Raw genomic sequence first — 18,720 nt, forward strand, 5'->3', positions numbered from 1 at the left:
CAGTCACCGGATCATCGATCCGATATTCCCGTCGCCGGCGTCGGATCGAGCGTCCTCGGTCCGGGCTGCGCGCGCGTTGTCGATGGCTGTGCCGGGCCACCAGTTGCGTTTGCCGAAGAGTTTCATCATGGCGGGCACGAGCATCATCCGGACCACGACCGCGTCGAAGAGGACGGCCACGGCCAGGGCGAAGCCGAATTGCTCGAGTTCGAGGACATCGGCGGTGAGGAAACTGGCGAATACGGCGACCATGATCGATGCGGCGGCGGTGATGGGACGGGCGGTATGTTCGATTCCCTCGACGATCGCGGCGTCGTTGTCGCGGGTGCGGTGGAATTCTTCACGCATTCTGCCGATGAGGAACACTTCGTAGTCCATCGACAGCCCGAAGACGACCGCGAAGACCGTGACCGGCAGATAGACCTGAATGAAGCCGACGCTGTGGAAACCCAGTAGGTCCGAGGCCCATCCCCATTGGAACACCGCGACCGTCAGCCCCACCGCCGCACCTGTGACCAGCAGATTCATCAGCACGGCTTTGGCGGGAATGATGACGCTACGCAGGACGAGCGCGAGATAGACGAAGGAGAAGGCGAGAATCGACACGATGACCCAGGGCATTTTCGCCGAGATCTCCGCAGTTGCGTCGACGACCAATGCCGTGGTCCCACCCACCGCGATATCGGGTCCGCCGTTCGCGGTCAGCTGCGCCGCGTCCTGCCGGAGCGAGACGATCAGTTCGGTGGCCGCGTTCGAATCGATGGGAACCGAGGCGATGACGACAACCAGGATGCGGCCGTCGTTCTGCTCGATCTGGAGGTAGGCGACACGAGGATCGCGCCGCACCTGATTCTCGAAGGTCAGGGCCTGTTGTAGTTGCGCTCGGGTCAGGGGCGAGTCGTGGTGGCCGCTCAGCACGACGGTGATCGGCGAGACGGTGCCCGGCGCGAACTTCTCGGTCAGGATCGTGTCGGCTCGTCCGCTGGACTGCTCGGCGAGCGCATCCGCTCCGATATCGACGCCGTAGCGAATCCATCCGAGGGGAATCATGCACACGATGAGCGCCAACGCCGCCAGCGCCGTGTATCGCCACGCTCGCCCGATCACGTGCTCGGCCCATCGAGACCACCAGAGCCGGCCCGGCTCCGGACCGGCGCCGGAATCCGAGGGCCGCGACCGTCCGGGCAGGCCGAGCGCGTTCACGCGGGCGCCGAGGATCGCCAGCACCGCGGGTAACAGCGTCCAGGCGACCAGCAACACGCACACCACGGTTACGGCCACGACCAGGGAGATGCTGCGGACCGCGGTGACATCGACGATGGTCAGGGCGCCGAGCGCGATCATGACCACGAGACCGGATATCGCGACCGTATGACCGGCTGTCGCGGTGGCCGTCGCGACCGCGTGGTCGATCCGCTCACGTTCCCGCGGCGGTGCCGCACCGCCGGTGCCCAATTCCTCGCGGAATCGACTGACCACGAACAGGGAATAGTCGATGCCCAGCCCCAGCCCGATCATGGACGAGACCGTGGTGACCAAGGTGTCGAAGCTCAGGAAATTCGACATCGCGGCGAACGACCCGAATGCCGCGAGCAGACCCAGGCCGGTCACCGCCAAGGGCACGACGCCGGCGACCAGTCCGCGGAGGGCAAGGATGAGCACGGCGAGCGCGATGGTAATGCCGATGCTCTCGGCCAGCGTCGCGTCCGCGGATTCCACTGTGGTCAGGTCCACCGTCATCGGTGAATAGCCGGTCAGCGCCACCGACACGTCACCCTGGGTGTGTTCGTCGAGCAGTCCGTGCAGCCGATGCGAAATGTCGATGCGCTCGCGGGGGCCGCCGCCGATACCCACCAATGCCACTGCGGAACTCCGGTCGGCAGATATCAGCGGCGAATTCGACGATTGATACGGATCGATCACCCCCACCACGCCGGTGGTGGCCCGCACTGCCGCGACCACCGCGTCGACCGTGGCGCGATAGGACGCGTGGTCGACGGTGTCGGTCGTGGAGGTGAACGTCAGAGCCAGTTGCTCGGAACCGAACGAGCGAAAATGCTCGCCGACCAGCCGATCGGCCCGACTCGATTCCGCGGCGGGGACCGAGAAGTCGACTCCCACCAGGCTGTTCTCCAACGCCGGGTACGCCAGCGCGGACCCGATCGCGATCATCGCCCACGCGGCGACAACGAGCCATCGATAGCGAGCGACCAGCCGCCCCCAGCGATAACCGAAGCGCCGGGAATCGTGTGCGCGACCCGGTGCCGGCGGCGTAGCGCTCATCAGCGGGCACGCTGCGGGTCGGTATCACACCCGTATATCCTGTACACCCGGTGCGGCGAATTCTGGATGCGGGTCAGGACCGAGCCTTTCATCCACGTGCTGTCGTCGAGGACCGGCGCCGCCTCGACATTCTCGTACAACTTGTCCTTGATTCGCCGGCTCAATTCCATGATCAGCAGTGGCGCCACCGCCCGATCCGGGCATTCGGGATCGACGAACAGCATGTCGACCCGGACCGTATCGACGACCTTGTGCCGACCGGGCCGCTTCAGCTGCCACAGGGTGCCGAGGTCGCGCAGCCATCGCGACGAGAACCGCGCCGAACGCGCCGCGGCCTGATTGACGTCGGGAATACCCATCAGGAATCCGACGGGCCTGCCCTCCAACTCCGCGAGGAGAACGAGTTTGCGATCCAGAACCGGGAGCATGAGTTTCAGCAGGTCGAACAACTCGGCCGCGGACAACGGCGAGTAACCCCAGAAGTCGACGAATGTCTTGTTGTACAGGTCGGCGACGATCCTCGTATCACGCCGCAGCGTCCGGTACTTCATCGATCGAAACGTCACACCGGAGCGGGCGCGGACCTTCTCGTGCAGCTGCCGGTGGCGTGCGAACGCCGGATGGGTGAACAGGAGAGAGGGGTCGAACCGATAGCTGTAGAAGTCCTTGACCCCGACCAATCCCCATTTCTCGAATTGGCTGCCGTAGTACAGCGGGTTGTGGGGCATGCCCACCAGAGGCGGTTTCGGCTCGTCGTCGACAACGATACCGGCGCTGTAGAACATCGACGGGCTCAGCGGCCCGTAGACCGCCGCCAGACCCCGCTCGGCCAGCCAGGACCTCGCCGCATTCAGCAATGCATCGGCAACCTCCTGCTGGTCGACCGCCTCGTAGAATCCGAAGAAACCGATACTTTCCCCGGTGTACTCGGTGAAGCTCAGATCGTGAATCGCGGCGATACGACCGACGGCGATATTCCCGTCCCTGGCGATGAATGCCCGGACGCACCGGCCGGCCGCCATCGCGGCCGGCGGATCGATCAATACATGATCGATATCGATCGTCTCGTCCGGGGTCGGAAACGGATCGCCCTGATAGATCCGCTCGCCGACGCCGCGGAATTCGGCCCAGTCCCGTGCCGAATCGACACTGTGTACGGTGATCACGACGCTTCATCTTCCGATCTGTCCCCGGCGACCGACACCGTGGAGGTGGCCAGCGCGGTTTTGCCCGCGAAGACATATTGACCCGGGTGGACGGCGATCTCGGTGACCAGTTCATCCGGCAGGAAGGCATCGCATTGGGAACCGAAACGGATCATGCCGTATTGCTGTGCACGAGTGACGTCGTCCCCCTCGCGCACCCGGGCGACGATCCGGTTGACCCACAGGTCCGCGATCTGGGTCACCAGCACGACCGCACCGCTGGTGTGCCGGATACCGATGGTCAGACGTTCGTTGGTCAGCAGATAATCGCACCCCTCGTCGTAAGGGGTACGGCCGGCGATCACATTCGCACCGATCCGCGCCATCGACCGATTGAACGGTGCGGCGGCGCGGTGCCGACGCAAACAGATGGTGCCGGCGATCGGCGCGCGATTACGATGCACCGAGTATTCGGTCATGTAGATACCGATGAGGTAGCCGTCCGATACGGTCCCGACACCGGTGAATTCCGTCAGTGGGATGGTCCGTCCGTTCTTCACCGCCTCGGGTATCTCACCGCCGTCGATCCGCTTGACATAGGTGACCACTCCGTCGGCCGGCGCGACGATCGCCGTGGGATCGGCCGGCGGCCGTCGCGGTGGATCCCGGAAAAAGAACCGGGTTCGCCAGAACACGTAGAGCGATCCCGATCCGAATACCGAAGCGGCGACGGCCCACGCGATCACGCGGCGTTGTTGTGCGATCATCGGTATCGGCTCTCGTCCACTCGCTCCGACCAGCCGACGAACGATTCCAGCGGCCGGGCCCGCATGCTCCTCGGCAACAGCGCTATCGCACCGCATACCACGTAGAAGCCCAGCGACAGAACAAAATTGAGCAGTTCACCGGCGCGCAGCGCATCGCGCGACGGAACCGACGACGGCTCGTTCTCGTACTCGGTCATCTCGCCGGAACAGGGATCGAGGTGCGCAGCTCGGCCTTCCGGAAATAGAGCTCGAAGAGCCGGCGGTTGTCGCACCACGACGTGTCGTAGCCGGGCGGAAAAATCGCTTCGGGCTTGTGCACCAGCCGCATCAATTTGTCGATGTTGTCCGACAGCATCGTCCTGGCGAATTTCGGCGAGATACGCAAGGTCACCCGCTCGACGAATTCGTCCCAGCTGACCAGTTCCAGGCCGAGGAGTTCGGCATAGAGGTCGTGGCCGTAGCTCTCGGGATTGCTGGGCACCAGACGGGCCTGTGGACGAGCCGCGGAGGCGTTCGCGGCCATCACTTCACACAGCACATCGACGGGAACGTAATTCATACCCGGCCCGTCCCAGATCGCACCGACCGCGATGGCCAACTCGACGATCCGCCAGAAGGTGTACACCCGCCCGGGGTCGAGGCCATAATCCGTACCACCGAGCACATAGGGTGCCTCGCACAAGGTGACCGAATACGTTTCCGAGTTCGCCAGCCACCCGAGCAGCGTGGCATTCACCCATTTCATCTGGGCATACCCGGAGTACCACCACGAATCAGGACGGCGGAAATCGTCGGGCTTCTGGTACAGATGGGCACCGATACTTCCGAGATAGGTGACATGTTTACGCGACGAGGTAACCGAGAATTCCAGCATCCGCAGCAGACTGATGACCCAGTCGTTGCGAAGGTCCAGATAGCTCTCGGTGTAGTCGGTCGAGCTGGCGCAGTTGAACACCGAGCCGACCTTGTGCGCCAGGTCGATATAATCCGAATCGCTCAACCCGAATCGGCGCCGAGTCGGGGTGCCCTCGACGATCCGCACCTTGGTCATATCGACGTCGATCGCGTAGCGGTCCAGCGTGGTCCGCAACCGCTGACCCGCGGTCTGCTCGGCGTTCGACCGTACGACGGCCTGCACCTCCTCGATCGACGCGTCACGACTCAAACGGCCGATCAGATGGGCGCCCACGAACCCGTTCGCACCGAACACCAGCGCGTTCCCGTGTCGCGCTGCCGGCATCGCCGCCACGCGACGACGAGTTTCCTCGTCGATATGTGGACGAAGTATGGTGGGGTCGCCTGCACTCAGGGCCGCGACGTCGGCGTACTTGCCGCCGAACCGCAAACCCCGACTCTCCGGTGTGATCACCGTATCCGAGTACGGCCACCTTGGACGTGACAATTCTTCGCTGAATGTCGATACGTCGTTCATTCGCCTTGTCCGATAATCTGAATTCGGTTGGAAATCTTTCTTCGCCGCGCATGCCTGGCCGCGAAACCGTTGACCGAAACTCGCGCCTGCTGCGGTTCCGAACTGGTGTAACCTGGTTACTGATTACTGAGAAAGATTTTTACAAAGACTCGGTTGGATGTCAATCGTTCACAGATGGGCGGCGGTACCACCTGTATATCTCACAGCGAGGCGGGCATCTCGACCAATCGCCGTCACAAGAACCCGATACCGATCCGCCCCGGGACAATATTTCCAGCTTTGCGATCACGGTATTTCATGATCATCTCTTGTGAAATGCGGGGTCCGGCGAGCAACCGAACTCGCCCGGCGATACGCGCCCGGACCGCGGGGCTCCGTCTCGGGAGCCGGACAACGAGGCATTTCGCGGAGCGCCCCGCTGACCGATTCGCCGTGGAAACCGGTCGCGGGGCGCTGACCACGGTCCGGGTCACATCGTCGGTGCGGTGCTGGATTGTGCTGCCGCGATGAGCTTTTCGAGATCGGCGACGGTGACCAGATCCACCGGCGCCACGTCGCCGTCGACCGGCTGCAGGTCGAATTCGGATTCCAGCGCGACCGACAGTTCCACCAGCGCCATGGAACTCAGTCCGAGATCCTCGATGAGACGATCGTCGCTGCCGATCTCCCGGTCGACCTTGGCCAGTCGGCCGACGATGGCGCGCACCCGCGTCGAGATGCTGTCGTTCATGGTGTCCTCCTGATGTCGTGACTTCGGATTCTCAGACGTCGGTCAGCCGGACCAGATGCGGTCGGCCCCACGTCTCGGCATAGGTGTCGAGTCCCGACTCGACGCCGGCGTCGAAGGCGGCCGCGGCGTCGGGCCCGTGCTGTTCCAGGCCGATGCTGCTCAATTGCCGCACGGCCCGATCCCGTGCCGTCGACCACGCGTCGCGCAACTGCATCGCGCGAAAGTTCGACGCCGCCCGGATCATCGGGACGTGCAGCCTGGTGTGCGGCGCGACCAGCACGATCGCGGCGAGCCGGACCGCGTCCAGATACGCCGCGACGAGCGGTTCGGCCAGCCCGGCCGCGACGGCCCGCCGCGCCGCCATGACGCCGAACGAGATGTGCCGCGACTCGTCGCGGGTGACATTGGTCAGGCCCTCGTCGAGGGTGTGCAGTTCGAGCGCTTTCGCTCGCCGGCGGTTGGTGCGCAGGCCGGTCACGGCCAGCACGCCTTCGGTGACGAGGTGGTAGTAGACCGAGGCCGTGCACCAGCTGATCGGGTCGCCACCGCTGGTGTGCACCGCACGAGTGACGCGGCGCAACTCGGGGTCGAAGTAGTGGCCGTAGTCCGTCCGGGTTCGCATGGCGGCGAGTTCGGACGCGGAATTCACCCCGGTGACGCGGTCGAGGTAGGTCTGGAAGAACAGGACATGCCGGGCCTCGTCGGCCAGCTGGGTGGCGAGATACAGCTGATCGGCTTCGGCGCCCGCATGCTCCACCAGGGAACTCAGCGTGGCGGTGACCGATATCTCGCCGACCTCTATTTCGGCCAGGGCACCCAGCAATTCCGCGCGATGATGCGGGCCGAGTTGCTCCCACACCGCCCGGTCGCGGTCGAAATCCAGCGCGGCCACGGCCCAGTGCTGATTCTCCCAGCGGTCGTAGAGCGCACGCGCGCCGGAGGTATCGCCGGTGCGGCCGGGGGCCGACTCGACGGTGAGAGCGTTGTCCAGGTCGTCGATGAGATCGGTTGCGCTCATGCGGCGTCTCCGTCCGAGTGGGTCGTGGTGTCGGTTTCCCAGGGTGGCGCGGTGTGCGCGACATCCCGCCAGCTGGTATGGACGAGCGTGCCGGGCAGCCGGCCGTCGGCGACCACCTGCCACATGACCCGGCGGCGCGGCTTGCCGCTCGACGTGCGCTGGATCGCCCCGGAGGTCGCCCGCACGATCACCAGGGCCACGGCGTCCGAGGTGCGGGCCGACATCAGCGTGGTGATGCGGGACACGAGTTCGTCGTCCAGGTCCGCCTGCACGACGATCACGGCGGTGTCGACCAGGTCCAGGGTGCCGAGCAGGACAGCGACCTGGCTCGTGACGAGGCCGAGTTCGCGGGCGATCTCCAATTCCACGTCCTCGGCGTGCACCGCCGCGCCCCGGACCTTGAGGCTGTCGCCGATGCGGCCGATCACGAAGAGGCTGCCCTCGACCAGAACACCCGAATCGCCGGTGCGGAAAGCGCCGTCCGCGAAGCGGTCGTCCGGGCCGCCGGGCTCGGCGTCGATGTGGTGGTAGCCGGCGGTCACCGACGTCCCGTGCACCCGGATCTCGCCGAGATATCCCTCGGGCAGCGGGTTTCCGGTCTCGTCGATGATCTCCACCCGCATACCGGCTGCGGGAGTGCCGCATTCGGTCAACCAGGTTCCGGTGCCCGGTGCGTCCGCACCGAGGATTCCGGTAGCCCCGAATTTCACCGGTTCGCCGATCCGGACCGTGGGTGTGGCGAGTTCGCGGATGAGGGATTCGGCGCCGACGGTGACGCCGGTGGCGATCAGCGTGGTTTCGGCCATGCCGTACGCGGGCATCAGAGCGGCGGTGCGGAATCCGAACGGCTCGACCGCGCGGGCGAACTCGGCGATCGCGGCGGGGTCGATCCGCTCGGCTCCGAGCACGGCCACCCGGCACGGTGAGAAGTCCATTCCGGCAAGCTGTTCCGGTTGCACGCGGCGGGCCGCGTAGAGGTAGCCGAACGGCGGGCCGCCGGTCAGCGTCGCGCCGGACTCCCCGAGGCACCGCAACCACCGCAACGGGTCGCGGATGAACTGCTGTGGTGTCATGAGCCACAGGGTGATCTGCGACGTCACCCCGAGCAGCAGGCTCATCAGACCCATGTCGTGGTAGTGCGGCAGCCACAGCGCCGAGCTGTCGCCGTCGGACATCCGCATCCACCGGTGCAGGGCGGATATGTTGGCGCACAGGTTGTCCCGCGTGACCCGTACCCCTTTCGGGGTACCGCTCGAGCCCGAAGTGAACTGCAGCAGCGCCACATCCGGGATCGGGTGGCCGACCGGTTCCATCCGCGCGCCGGCCGGATCGGCGCCGACCTGGATCACCGTGGGAGCGGGCACACAGGTCGCGGCGGTCGTGGTGGCGACGGCGGCGGTGCTGTCGTCCACCAGCACCGCCGAACATCCGGACCGATGCATGAGGGTGCTCAGATGCGCGGTGTATCGCGCACCGTTTCCGAAGGCGGCGGGCGGGGCCACCGGAACCGGCGTGCAGCCCGCGCTGAGCGTACCGAAGAACGCGGCGACGAAATCGGCTTGGCGGGCGAACAACAGCATCACGTTCGCGTTCGGCGGGATCCGAGCGTCCCGCAGCTGCGCGGCCGTCGCGGTCGCGGCGGCGGCGAGTTCGGTGTACGGCCGATAGGTCCAGCCGCCCGAGCCGTCGGCGATGTGGACACCGCGGTCGGCGCTGGGGCACGACAGCCAGTCGTTGAGCAGCATGGTGCGAATCCTTCTAGGAGAGAACCGAATTCGGCGAACCTGAGGCAGCGGCCGGACGTGCCCGGCGCCACGGGACGCTGATCACGGCGGCCGCGGCAGCCAGTACCGCGATGACCGCGAAGGCAGGCCGGAACCCGGCCACCAGTGCATCGTCGACCGTTGCCCCGGACAGCAGCCGGTGTGTGGTGATCGTCGATGCGATCGACGTCGCCGCGGCGATCCCGAGCGCGCCGCCGATCTGGCCGGACGTGGTGAACAGGCCGGCCCCCGCACCCGCCTCGGCCGGCGCCAGACCGTCCATGGCCAGCACGGTGTTCGACACCGCCGACCACCCGAAGCCCGCACCCAGCGCGATCAGCGGCACGAGCAGGTTCACCAGGTAGGACGAGTCCCGGCCGGCCTCGATCAACCACAGTCCGCTCACGACACTCACGGCCGCGCCCGCGAAGGCGACGGCGGACGCACCGACTCGCGGAAGTACCCGCCTGGCAACGAGAGTGGCGAGCACGATGGCAGCGCCGGCCGGCAGGAACAGCAGTCCGGTGCGTAATGCGCTGTAGCCGAGCACGTCCTGGCACAGCCGGGTCAGCAGGAATTTGGCGGGGTAGCCGAAGGCGAACACCAGCAGGTACGTCAGGCACGCACGCAGGGTGTTGCCGTTGGCGAGCAGGTGCACGGGCACGATCGGTTGTTGCGACATCCGCTCGGCGACAACGAATCCGGCGGCCAGCACGACGGTCGCGGCCAGGGCCGTGAGGGTTCCGTGGTCGGTCCAGCCCGTGTCGCCCGCTCGAATCAGCGCATACACGAACGTGATCAGCGTGGCGGTGCCGAGCAGCGCGCCGAGCACATTGAGCCGGCGCGGGATCGTCGGCGGCGTGGTGAGCACCAGCGGAGCGGCGATCAGCAACACCAGCCCCACCGGGACGTTGACGCCGAACACCCAGCGCCACGACGCTTCCGCGGTGAGTACGCCGCCCAGCAGTTCGCCCATCATGGCGCCGAGCCCGCCCATGGCGCCGTACAGGGCCAGCGCCGCGGTGCGTGGCCGGCCCGCCGGAACCATCGTGGCGATCAGGGAAATCGCGGCCGGGCTGATCATCGCGCCGCCGACGCCCTGGAACAGCCGGGCCGCGACGAGCACCGCGGCGCTCCCGGCCAGCCCGCAGGCGAGCGACGCGGCGGTGAATACGACGATGCCCGAAAGGAATACCCGCCGCTTACCCAGCACATCCCCGAGACCGCCACCCAGCAGCAGCAATCCGCCGAAGGTCAGCACGTAGCCGTCCGCGATCCAGGCCAGACCGGATCCGCCGACGTGCAGCGCGCGGCCGATCGAGGGCAGCGCCACGTTCACGATGGTGGCGTCGAGCACGACGATGAACTGGGCCAGGCAGATCAACGGCACCGCGTACCGCGAATACCTCTTGCCTTGTCCCGCAGCCGGATCCGTCGAAACGGCGGTATCACTCATCGCGCCACCGCCGTCGTCCGGTCGGACAGGTGGCGCTCCCGGCACGCGCCGCGCCGGACCTTCCCGCTCGTCGTCACCGGGACGGTGCCCAGCGCCGCGAAGGTCACGTCACGAACAGGGACGCCGTGCCCGGCCGTCACCGCCGCGGCGACGGCCGCCGCCGTCACCACCGGCTGCGGCACCTGCGCGCTGTCGACCTCGAGGACGAGCGTCACCGCGTCGGCGGCACCGAACCCCACCGCGCCGGAGACGCCGGACTCCACTGCGTCACCCACACCGAACGCGACCGCTCGCCGGACCGGCACACCCGCCGCTGCGACGGCCGTGCGTTCCAGATCGAAGGGATAGTGCTCGCGGCCATCGATCGTGATCAGGTCCGCCAGCCGGTCCAGCACGAACAACTCGCCCGCGATCATCGCGCCGAGGTCACCGGTGGGCAGATAGCGCACGTCGTCGAGCACCACCGCCGGGTCCGGCCGTCCCCAGTAACCGGCGGTGATGTTGTCGCCCGCCAGGAGGATTTCACCGGTGTGGCCTTCCGGCCGGTCGGCGCGGGTGACCGGGTCGACGATCCGGACCCGGATGCCCGGCGCCGGTACGCCGCTGCCGATCAGTGCGAGATCACCGGAGCCGGGCACGAGTAGGCCGGTCGACAGGATGTCCCGGCTCACCCGGATCGTGGTCCACGGGGTGCCCGGCGGACAGGAGGCCACCAGCGCGACCGCCTCGGCCATGCCGTAACAAGGCAGCAGCGCAGTCGGATTCAGGCCCGCGCCGGCCAGTCCGTCGGCGAACGCCCGCAGATCGTCCGGGGACACGGTGTCGGCGCCGACACCGACCGCCCGCAGACTCGACAGATCGAAATCCGCGCGCTGTGCCACCGGAACGCGCTGCAACAGCATCCGGCAGGCGAAGGCGGGCAGCGGCGCGAATTGTGCTCGGTGCTCGGTGATCCGATGCAGCCATTGCTTCGGGAAGCGGACGAAATCCAGCGGGTCGACGACGACATTGCGACGGCCGTCGAAGATCGGCGCCAACAGCTGGACGACCAGGCCGAAGTCGTGGAAGTGCGGCATCCAGCCGACCGTGGTCTCGTCCGGCTCCGGTGCGAACATCGACGCGAGCATGGCACAGTTGGCCAGCGCATTGGCGTGGGTCACCAGCACGCCGCGCGGCGAACCCGTTGTGCCCGAAGAATATTGAAGGTAGGCGAGATCGTCCGGCCGCGCCGGCGGCCGGGCCGGGCCCGCCGGGTCACCGGTGGCCTCGATATCCGAGGCGACCCAGGGGGTCGTGCCCGAGTCGAACAGCGCGCTCCACCCGCCGACCGTCAGAATCAACGCCGGGGCGCAGTCCGCCACGATGTGGCCGAACCGGTCGTTCATCGGCCCGGGTAACGGTGGCGGCACCGGAACCGCGACGACCCCGGCGGCCAGGCAGCCGAAGAAGGCCGCGACGAACTCGGGTCCGGTCGGATATGCCAGCAGCACCCGCTCGCCCCGGTTCACGCGCCGTAACAGCAGCGCCGCAATGGATTCCACCCGCCGGTACAGCTCGGCATAACTCGGTGCGGCGACGGCGCCGCTCGCTTTCGGGAATACCAGCGGCACCTCGTCCGCCGCCGCGGCGACCCGCACCCGCAGCAATTCTTCCAACGTTCGCATGAGCTCTTCCGTGACAACAGCGATTCGGCATACGTCCACGCGGAAACCACGTGGTCACTTGGGATTTCGCCCCGGCTGCGACAACCCTCCTGCCGCAGAAACTATCCGGGTTCCGGCATCGAATGCCGTCGTGGAGATGAACAGACAACCAATGGTTGCCGGGCTTTTCGTGATTCGCGTGCCGCACCGAATGTGTCATCGAATGGACATATTCGGTTTCCCGATCGGGTACCGACCGGTCTTGCGCGACCGAGAACATCCGTGCCGCACCCGTTCGACAGAGAGCCTCCGATGACGTCGATGCTGCAGAGCTCGTTCATGCAGGAGTCCACCCGCATGGCGCGAGAACACGGACCGGTATTCACGCGCCGGTTGTTCAACCTGGAATTCACCTTCGTCACCGGCGCCGAACTCGTCGCCGAACTCGCCGACGACAACCGATTCGAGAAGCACGTGGTACCGGCCCTACAGGTCGTGCGACCCCTGATCGGCGACGGGCTCCTCTCCGCGCACAATCACGAGCCCAACTGGCGCACCGCGCACGAACTGCTGATACCGGCCTTCTCACAGGCGGCGATGCGCCACTATCACACGCTGATGGTCGAGGTCTGCGGCCGGTTGACCGAGTCCTGGGACCGGTCCGCCCGGGACCTCGGCAGGGTGGATGTGACGGCGTCGATGGCGAAGGTCACACTCGAGGTCATCGGCCGCGCCGGCTTCGGCTACTCGTTCGGATCGTTCGAACGCGACACCCCGCATCCCTTCGTCGTCGCGCTCGACGAGGTGCTCAACCACGGCCAGCGATCGGTCACCATACCCGCGATCGCCGGCCGCTTCCTGGGCAAGCACATGGCCGAGCGCAACGACGAGAACGTCGCCTACCTGCGGGATGTCGTGGACGAGGTGATCGCGCGCCGAACCCGCGGGGATCACGGCGCCGATCTGCTGGGGCTCATGCTCGACTCCGATGTGCTGGACCCGGTCAACATCCGCTACCAGGTGCTGACCTTTCTCGCAGCCGGGCACGAGACAACTTCCGCGGCAATGTCTTTCACCCTGTACTACCTCGCGGCCCATCCGGAGATCGCCGAACGGGTTCGCGCGGAGGCCGATTCGGTCCTGGCAGTCGGCGAGCTGGAGTTCGCCGACATCGCCAAGCTCCGGTATCTGCGCCGGGTCATCGACGAGTCACTGCGGCTCTGGCCGACGGCGCCCGGCTACTCCAGAAAAGCCAAGCAGGACACGGTTCTCGGCGGACGCTACCCGATGAAGGCCGGCGAGCCGGTATTCGTACTGCTGCCCGCACTGCACCGGGAACCGGTGTGGGGCGAGGACACCGACGCCTTCGACCCGGATCGCTTTCTGCCCGAACGTGTCCGGGCTCGGCCGCCACACTCGTTCAAGCCGTTCGGGACCGGGCTGCGGGCCTGCATCGGACGCCAATTCGCCCTGCATCAAACGGCTCTGGTCATCGCGAGCGTGCTCCGGCGCTACGACCTCGCGCTGCCCGCCGACTACCGTCTCGAGGTGGCCGAGGGAATCACCTTCGGTCCCGTCGATCTCACCCTGGACCTTTCCGCCCGCCGCGGATAGGGCCGGCGAGCGGGCTGCCGGACGACGAACTACGACGCCGGGGTGGGCACCGCGTCCGATTGCCGAGGTCGCGCGATCACGGACGTGTTGCGCCGGAGCAGTGTCAGCGATACGAGCAGCCCCAGCGCCATCCCGGCGGCGGTCAGGAGCACGGCGACCCGGCTGCCGTCCGCGAGCCCGGCCCGCAACGGTTCGCCGCTGCTCCCGGCCAGCCCCGAGTCGGCGATGGCGATGAGCACCGCCAGCCCGATCGCATTGCCGAGATTGAGTGCGGTGGAGGCCATCCCGTTGGCGACACCCTGCTCGGCGGGCGAAACACCCACTGCCACAGCGATCCACATCGCCGTCCAGGTGATGCCCTGCCCCACCCCGGACACGATCAGGCCCGGCACCGTGGCCGCCACCGTGGCGCCGGTCGAGAAGCCCACCGCCAGAACGGCCGTACCGACCACACCGATCGCGAAGCCCGCGAACAGGGTGGTGCTCGTGCCCAGGCGCGTGGTCAGCCGCTCCCCCAGCTGGGTACCGGTGGCGATGGCGACCGACGGAATCAGGAACACCAGCCCGGTCTGCAACGCCGAGAACCCATGCACGCTCTGCAACAGCACGGTCAGGAAGTACGGCAGCGCACCGAAGGTCGCCATGTAGATCGCCGTGGTGAGCACGCCGGCGACGAGACTGCGATTGCGGAACAACCGCAACGGCAACAGCGGATCGGCGGCGCGGGTCTCCAGCACCACGAACGACACCACCAGTACCGCCGCGAGCACGAACGCCCCGACGATCACCGGTGCCGACCAGCCGACCTCCGGCCCCTGCACCAGCGCGAACACCAGCAGCGTGGCGCCACCGGTCGCGGTCATCGCACCCGGGACGTCGAACCGCCGGGCCTCGTGGCCGCGCGGATCGCGCGGGATGACCACCAGCGCCGCGAGGGCCACCAGCCCCGCCAGCGGAACGTTGACGAAGAACACCGCCGACCACCCGAACGCCTGCGTGAGCACACCGCCGAGCAACGCGCCCACGGTCAGCCCGCTGGCACCCGCGCCGCCCCAGGCCGCCAGCGCCCGGTTGCGAGCGGGCCCCTCCTCGAACAGCGTATTGATCAGCGACAGCGTCGACGGCAACAGCAGCGCGCCACCGAGTCCCTGCACCGCACGGGCGACGATGATGACCGCCGGCGCGCCGGCCAGCCCACCGGCCAGCGACGACACCGCGTACAACGCCAGCGCGAGCACGAACATCCGGCGCCGGCCCAGCAGGTCGGCGGCCCGCCCGCCCAGCAGCAGGAACCCCCCGGCGAACACCACGTAGGCGCTCACCACCCACTGCTGGGTCTGCTGCGAAAAGCCAAGGGCGCGACCGATATCCGGTAGCGCAACGTACACGATATTGATGTCGAGGGAGAAGATCAGCTGCGCCAGCGCCAGCAGCGTCAGTGACAGGCCCAGCCGCGGTACGCGGGTGGAGGCCGTCCGGGCGTGGGGAACACGTGCAGTGGACATACGATCTCGCGAACCTTCCGATCCGGGCAGGCATCGTCGACTGCTCAACTGTTTGATAGTTCGTATGTTTCCGTACAATAGCCCGAAAGGCAAGCTCCCGAAGCCGGGGAGTTCCCTGAGATGTCAACTGGTGCCGGGAAAGTGAGCGGAGGCGATCGGACATGGCCGGTAGGAAACGGCATTCACCCGAAGAGATCGTGAGCAAGCTGCGGCGCGCGGAGGAGTTGGCGGCGGCAGGCGCCACTCGCGACCGGATCGCGGCGGAACTGGAGGTATCGGTGGCCACGCTGTCCAACTGGCGACGTCAGTACGCCGGCGCCGAGCGCGAAGCGAATCGCGAACTCGAACGACTGCGCGAGCAGAACGCCCGGCTCAAACGCCTGCTGATCGAGGCCGTGCTGGAGAAGGATGCGCTGCGCTGCGCGGTCAAGGCCAGACGGTGACGCCGCATCGGAAGTTCGACAGTACGTATATACACCGATGATCGGCATATAGTGGTGGACAACCTACCCGGCCGGGTCGCCTCACCCGGCTCGTACAGACCGGAAGGAGAGGGCGGCAGCACGCGCAAGCGCTGTGGGCCCGCGCCGTCGGATGATCGCTCAGCACCCGGAACGCGACCAGATCCTGCTCGAGAACGTGCTGTCCGCCCTGGGAAATCCCTTGCGACTGCAGATAGTCCGAGTACTCGCCGAGTCGGGTGAACGCTCGTGCGGCAGCATCCTCGACGGATTGTCGAAATCCACCCTGACCCACCACTGGCGGGTGCTGCGCGACAGCGGCGTCATCTGGCAGCGCCCGGCCGGGCGGGAAAATCTGCTGTCCTTGCGCCGCGAGGATCTGGACGCCAGATTTCCCGGAATGCTGGACATACTTCTCGCTGCCGCCGCGCGAAACGAGCCGGGCGACAGTCACATCGCCGCACGCTGAGCGGCGGCCGATATCCGGTCCAGCACTGCCGCACAGGTGAGCACGTCCGCGGCGGTGGGTGCCTGCCAGGTGGTTCGACCGCGCAGGCCGGCCAGGAACGCCAGCGTCACGGCGCCCGCCGACTGCGGGTCGTGCCGTTCGACGGCACCGCCGACGGTCAACCGGCCGTCGTGCACCGCGAGGGTGTCCAGGGTGCCGTCGATGCGCAGCCGCAGCCCACCGGGACGCGATGTCCAGGAGCCCTCGATCGTGACCGACGCCGCACCCCAGCCGCACAGCGCCGCACCGCCCACCTCGACCGCGACACCGGGATGCCGGCGCAGGTGGGCCCCGTGCACGGAGATCGGCTCGGCGGGCCGCAACCACAGCAACAGATCGATCAGGTGGATGCCCAGATCGCCGAGCGCGCCGGTGGCCCCCTGGACCGGGTCGAGCATCCAGGAGGCCGGTCCCTCGAACATCCGCTCCGGTAGCCCGGGATGCCCGAATCGCAGTTCCGCGCTGACGATCTCGCCCAGCACGCCTTCGGCCAGCAACGACCTGACCCGCTGTAGTGCCGGTGCGCAGCGCAGGAACATCGCCGTCACGGCCGCCCCGGAGCGGACCGACGCGGCCAGCAGCGCGGTTTCCGCCACAGTGGCCGCCAGCGGTTTCTCCACGAGAACGGGCAGGCACGACGCCGCGGCGATCCGCAGCCATTCGCGGTGGCGGCCGGTCGGCGAGCAGATCACCGCCGCGTCCGCCTCGTCGATCGCGTGACAGAGTTCGGCGTCCGCACAGGCGGCGATGGCCGCGAGGTGATCGGCGGTGTGCACGTGCTCGTCGCCCAGCACCGCGACGCGCAAGGGCCTCATCTGCCGGGCAGGACGAAGCCCCGGTCGACGTACACCAGCGGCGACCGATCCGCGACATGTGTCGCCTCGGCCCGGCCGATCAGAATGCTGTGATCACCGGCGTCGACGATCCGATACATCGAGCAGGCCACTCGGACAACGGCTTCGGGGATTCCCGGCAGACCGAATTCGGCTGCTTCGGTATCGCCCGCGCCGAACCGGTCGATCCCGGAGGTCGCGAACCGACGGGCGATCTCCGACTGCCCGTCGGCGAGCACGTTCACGAGGAAATGCCCGGTAGTCGTGAACGCGCGGTGCGTGCTCGCACCGTGGTCCAGGCAGACGAGCACCAGCGGCGGGCTCAACGACAGCGATCCGAACGAACTCGACGTGAACCCCCACGGCCGACCGTCGCGATCGACCGTGGTGGCGACGGTGACCGGTGCCGGCACCCGGGACATGGCCCGGCGGAAATCGGCTGCTGCGACCGTCATGGCTGCTCCTTTCGTGCGTACGATCCGGACGGGCTACCCACGGAAGTCGACGACCGTTTTCAGATCGGTGGTGTGCCGGTAGGTCTCGAAGATATTCGTCAGGCGGTCGTAGTCGTCGAAGTGGCAGACCGTCGACAGCAGGCGCTCACCGTCGACCACCTTGCTGAGCAGCATCTGCATCGCCGACTGGATGACGTTGGCGGTCTTGTGCATCGGGAAGGCATTGACGTCGAAGGAGGCCGAGGTGACCGTGATCCCCTTGGCCAGCATCAGCCAGGTATCGAATTTCTGCATCTCCTGGGACGCCCCGTACAACACGTACTTTCCGCCCGCGCGCAGTTTGCGCATCGCCACCCGGCGCGGATCCTTCTGCTCGTCTTCGACCCGCACCGTCGGCAGCGCGTCGAAGACGTAGTCGAAGGTGCTGTCCGGGACCTCGTCGATCAATTCGTCGGGCAGGAATGCGCGCTGCGAGAAATGCTCCTCGGCATGGCTGTTGCGCTGCGGGTTCACATCCACCGACACGACCGAGTTCGGCGCGAGCACCCGCCGGATCACACTGCCGGCGATGATTCCGATCGGGCCGGTGCCCAGGATGAGAACCCGATCACCGACCCGCGGCGGATTGTGCAGGATCGACCGCAGTGCTCCGGTCGTGGGCTCGATGAACGACGCCTGCAGATCACCGAGTTCGGCGGGCACCTTGACCGCCGCCGCCCGGCGGTCGTCGGAGAAGTCGCGATCGGCCCAGAAAGTGTCCTCCTTGACCTCGCCGGAGAAGATGGGCCGCAGCGTCCGGTACTCCGCGAACCCGCCGAAGTCGGTCTGCCCCCAATACACGATCCGATCTCCCAGCACGATATCGGGATTGTCGAATCGCGGGCCGATGTCGATGACCTCCCCCAGATATTCGTGCCCGAGGATGATCGGGTATTCCGACGGGAACAGATGTCCCTCGAAGAAAGAGATGTCGGTCGAGCAGATGGAGACGCACCGGGTCTTCATCAGCAGCCCGTCGACCGGCGTCTCGGGCAGGGGGACATCCACCAGCAGTGTCTTACGAGGTGCGACGAGCTGAACAGCCTTCATGGTTTCCACAGCATGAGC

General features: G+C 67.1%; 17 protein-coding genes. 3 read left to right on the forward strand and 14 right to left on the reverse strand.

The annotated features are described in order from the left end of the window. Positions 1-3: 3 nt before the first annotated feature. The 10 genes from G361_RS43200 to G361_RS0111265 form a co-directional block, all read right to left on the reverse strand. The gene (locus tag G361_RS43200; RefSeq protein ID WP_052172649.1) at positions 4-2,283 is read right to left on the reverse strand and encodes an MMPL family transporter; all 2,280 of its coding nucleotides are present in this window, start codon (positions 2,281-2,283) and stop codon (positions 4-6) included. Continuing rightward, positions 2,283-3,449, reverse strand: a complete 1,167-nt coding sequence (locus tag G361_RS0111225; protein WP_019927178.1) for a hypothetical protein — start codon at positions 3,447-3,449, stop codon at positions 2,283-2,285. The genes G361_RS43200 and G361_RS0111225 overlap by 1 nt, the downstream gene beginning before the upstream one ends. After that, entirely contained in the window at positions 3,446-4,195 is a 750-nt protein-coding gene (locus G361_RS0111230) for a phosphatidylserine decarboxylase (protein ID WP_019927179.1), read from the reverse strand. The genes G361_RS0111225 and G361_RS0111230 overlap by 4 nt, the downstream gene beginning before the upstream one ends. Then, positions 4,192-4,392 (reverse strand): hypothetical protein, encoded by a 201-nt coding sequence (locus tag G361_RS0111235; RefSeq protein ID WP_019927180.1) that lies wholly within the window; start codon positions 4,390-4,392, stop codon positions 4,192-4,194. The genes G361_RS0111230 and G361_RS0111235 overlap by 4 nt, the downstream gene beginning before the upstream one ends. Continuing rightward, positions 4,389-5,627 carry an SDR family oxidoreductase gene (locus G361_RS0111240; RefSeq protein WP_063711806.1) on the reverse strand — a complete coding sequence of 413 codons (1,239 nt, stop codon included), beginning with the start codon at positions 5,625-5,627 and terminating at the stop codon, positions 4,389-4,391. Before G361_RS0111240 ends, G361_RS0111235 begins: the two co-directional genes overlap by 4 nt. Before the next feature lie 469 nt (positions 5,628-6,096). Beyond that, positions 6,097-6,357, reverse strand: a complete 261-nt coding sequence (locus G361_RS43205; RefSeq protein ID WP_019927182.1) for an acyl carrier protein — start codon at positions 6,355-6,357, stop codon at positions 6,097-6,099. A 31-nt stretch (positions 6,358-6,388) separates the two neighbouring features. Then, the gene (locus tag G361_RS0111250; protein ID WP_019927183.1) at positions 6,389-7,375 is read right to left on the reverse strand and encodes a hypothetical protein; all 987 of its coding nucleotides are present in this window, start codon (positions 7,373-7,375) and stop codon (positions 6,389-6,391) included. Then, entirely contained in the window at positions 7,372-9,120 is a 1,749-nt protein-coding gene (locus G361_RS43210; protein WP_019927184.1) for an AMP-binding protein, read from the reverse strand. Before G361_RS43210 ends, G361_RS0111250 begins: the two co-directional genes overlap by 4 nt. Positions 9,121-9,133: 13 nt before the next feature. After that, complete coding sequence (locus G361_RS43215) at positions 9,134-10,594, reverse strand: MFS transporter (RefSeq protein ID WP_019927185.1); 1,461 nt, start codon at positions 10,592-10,594, stop codon at positions 9,134-9,136. Continuing rightward, complete coding sequence (locus G361_RS0111265) at positions 10,591-12,258, reverse strand: AMP-binding protein (protein ID WP_019927186.1); 1,668 nt, start codon at positions 12,256-12,258, stop codon at positions 10,591-10,593. The genes G361_RS43215 and G361_RS0111265 overlap by 4 nt, the downstream gene beginning before the upstream one ends. A gap of 261 nt (positions 12,259-12,519) precedes the next feature. Here G361_RS0111265 and G361_RS0111270 point away from each other — a divergent pair, with 261 nt between their 5' ends. Continuing rightward, positions 12,520-13,851, forward strand: coding sequence for a cytochrome P450 (locus tag G361_RS0111270; protein ID WP_026342926.1), 1,332 nt, complete (start codon positions 12,520-12,522; stop codon positions 13,849-13,851). A 29-nt stretch (positions 13,852-13,880) separates the two neighbouring features. On the opposite strand, the gene G361_RS0111275 is transcribed toward G361_RS0111270, so the two are convergent. Next, a complete protein-coding gene (locus G361_RS0111275; RefSeq protein ID WP_019927188.1) occupies positions 13,881-15,356 on the reverse strand; it encodes an MFS transporter in 1,476 nt (491 codons plus the stop codon). A 161-nt stretch (positions 15,357-15,517) separates the two neighbouring features. On the opposite strand from G361_RS0111275, the gene G361_RS0111280 reads away from it, so the two are divergent. Next, positions 15,518-15,799 (forward strand): transposase, encoded by a 282-nt coding sequence (locus G361_RS0111280; RefSeq protein ID WP_019927189.1) that lies wholly within the window; start codon positions 15,518-15,520, stop codon positions 15,797-15,799. Positions 15,800-15,950: 151 nt separating this feature from the next. Then, complete coding sequence (locus tag G361_RS43220; RefSeq protein WP_036494947.1) at positions 15,951-16,286, forward strand: helix-turn-helix transcriptional regulator; 336 nt, start codon at positions 15,951-15,953, stop codon at positions 16,284-16,286. On the opposite strand, the gene G361_RS43225 is transcribed toward G361_RS43220, so the two are convergent. Genes G361_RS43225 through G361_RS0111300 form a run of 3 tightly spaced genes read right to left on the reverse strand, consistent with a single transcriptional unit; the run spans position 16,268 to position 18,702 of the window. After that, positions 16,268-17,140 carry a Gfo/Idh/MocA family protein gene (locus G361_RS43225; RefSeq protein WP_081635358.1) on the reverse strand — a complete coding sequence of 291 codons (873 nt, stop codon included), beginning with the start codon at positions 17,138-17,140 and terminating at the stop codon, positions 16,268-16,270. The two genes, G361_RS43220 and G361_RS43225, sit on opposite strands and share 19 nt — an antisense overlap. Further along, a complete protein-coding gene (locus G361_RS0111295) occupies positions 17,137-17,613 on the reverse strand; it encodes a flavin reductase family protein (RefSeq protein ID WP_019927192.1) in 477 nt (158 codons plus the stop codon). The genes G361_RS43225 and G361_RS0111295 overlap by 4 nt, the downstream gene beginning before the upstream one ends. Positions 17,614-17,646: 33 nt before the next feature. Beyond that, positions 17,647-18,702 carry a zinc-binding dehydrogenase gene (locus G361_RS0111300; RefSeq protein ID WP_196814461.1) on the reverse strand — a complete coding sequence of 352 codons (1,056 nt, stop codon included), beginning with the start codon at positions 18,700-18,702 and terminating at the stop codon, positions 17,647-17,649. Positions 18,703-18,720: the final 18 nt, after the last annotated feature.

Origin of the sequence: Nocardia sp. BMG111209 (assembly GCF_000381925.1) — a bacterium.
In the GTDB taxonomy this organism is placed as follows: domain Bacteria; phylum Actinomycetota; class Actinomycetes; order Mycobacteriales; family Mycobacteriaceae; genus Nocardia.